2 protein-coding genes and 1 pseudogene are annotated in these 1,753 nt (G+C 73.8%); 2 read left to right on the top strand and 1 reads right to left on the bottom strand.

What is annotated here, in order from left to right:
• Positions 1-225 (bottom strand): annotated as a pseudogene (locus H5J29_RS31445) (3-carboxy-cis,cis-muconate cycloisomerase); the annotation flags it as partial.
• A gap of 61 nt (positions 226-286) precedes the next feature.
• Between H5J29_RS31445 and H5J29_RS31440 the strand changes: the two are divergent.
• Positions 287-934, top strand: a complete 648-nt coding sequence (locus H5J29_RS31440) for an HAD hydrolase-like protein (protein WP_181784562.1) — start codon at positions 287-289, stop codon at positions 932-934.
• A gap of 120 nt (positions 935-1,054) precedes the next feature.
• On the top strand, positions 1,055-1,753 hold a 699-nt coding region (locus H5J29_RS31435), incomplete at its 3' end, for an IclR family transcriptional regulator (RefSeq protein WP_181784561.1).

Here is a 1,753-nt window from a genome sequence, read left to right as displayed (position 1 = left end):
TTCCTGTCCGTGCCCTTCCACGCCTTCTTCGGGGTCTACGGTGGAGGCCGCGGCCGCGGCGGCGACCCGCTCCGCGTCCTCGGTGGACACGAGGCCGTGCCGGGCGGCGGCCCGGGACAGGGCCACCTCGACCTCGAGCAGGGCACCGATCCAGGCCTGGTCGGTGAGCTGCGCCGTGACGGCCCCGGCGCCGTACAGCGGCGTGAGCAGCCCCCTGTTCGTCATACGGACAACCGTACGTCATGCGCCCACCTCGGCCCGGGACCGATCCGGGACACTGACCGCCGTGACCCGCACCGTGCTCCTCGACCTCGACGGCACCCTCGTCGACTCCGCGCCCGGCATCCTCGGCAGCCTGCGCACCGCCCTCGACCAGGTGGGCGTGCCGTGGGACGACACCGTGATCGGCCCGCACCTGCTCGGCCCGCCGCTCTACGAGTCGCTGCCGCCACTGATCGGCGAGAGCGCGACCGAGCAGGTCCTGGCGCTGTACCGGCCGCTGTACCGGGAGAGCGGGCTGCTCGACTCGACGCCGTACCCCGGCATCGAGGAGCTGCTGCGGGCGCTGGCCGCGGCAGGCGTCCGACTGGCCCTGGCGACGAGCAAGGCCGAGCCCGCGGCCCGCGAGATCCTGGCGAACCAGTCCTGGACGGACCTGTTCACCGCGATCACCGGGGACACGGTGGACGCCCAGCGGCCGAGCAAGGCGGCCGTGGTCGAGGAGGCCCTGCACCGGTTGGGGAACCCCGACCCGGCGGAGTGCGTGATGGTCGGCGACCGCAAGCACGACGTCCTCGGCTCGGCCGCCCACGGCATCTCCTGCCTCGGCGCGGGATGGGGCTACGCCGAACCCGGCGAGCTCCTCACCGCGGGCGCCACCGAGGTCTACGCGACCGCCGAGGGCCTGCGGACCGCCCTCCTCCCCCACCTGTGAGCGGCGATCATCTTCAGGGCGACCATCGCCACTCACGACGGTGTCTCGCCGACCGTCTCGCCGACCCCGCGCACGGCCCCGGACTGCCGACCCCCTCGACCGGGTTGGCATGCTGAGCAGGTGACGGCCCAGGTCCCGGAGGAGCGCGACACCCGCGACCTGCAGGTGCTCGCCCGGGTGACCCGGGTCCTCGACCTGTTCGACCACGAGCGCTCGCGGATCGACCTCGCCTACGCGACGGAGCAGCTCGGGCTCAACCGCTCGACGACCTACCGCTACCTCGCCGCGATGGTCAAACACGGCCTCCTCGTGCACACCACCGGCCAGGGCTACTCGCTCGGCCCCACGCTCTCGCGGGTCGGTCTGCTGGCCCTCGACCGGCTCCCGCTGCTCGACCGGGCGGACCCGGTCATGCGGTCGCTGTCGGAGACCGTGCACGAGACCTCGGTGCTGTCGGTCTGGGGTGGCAGCGGCCCGCTCGTCGCCCGGGTGCACGACGAGCAGAGCCGCTTCATCCGGATCTCCGTCGCCGTGGGCTCCACGCTCCCGATCACCACCGCGCAGGGGCTGGTGTTCCTGGCCCACCTCAGCGACCGGCGCGCGCTCGACCGCGCCCTCGCCGGCGTCTCCCCCGCCGTCCGGGAGTCGCTGCTCGGGCATCGGGAGGCCATCCGCCACACCGGCTTCGCCCTGAGCGACGCGTCCGGGGACGGGCTGCGCGGGATCGCCGCCCCGATCTTCGGGGTCGACGGCGGACTGACCGCCACGCTCGCCCTGATCGGGACGATCAACCGGATGCCGGAGGACGGGGAGGACGCC

The sequence above is a fragment of the Pseudonocardia pini genome, assembly GCF_013870575.1.
Taxonomy (GTDB): Bacteria; Actinomycetota; Actinomycetes; order Mycobacteriales; family Pseudonocardiaceae; genus Pseudonocardia; species Pseudonocardia pini.
The sequence above is the reverse complement of the archived record's forward strand: the minus strand, read 5'-3'. Positions and strand labels throughout refer to the sequence as shown.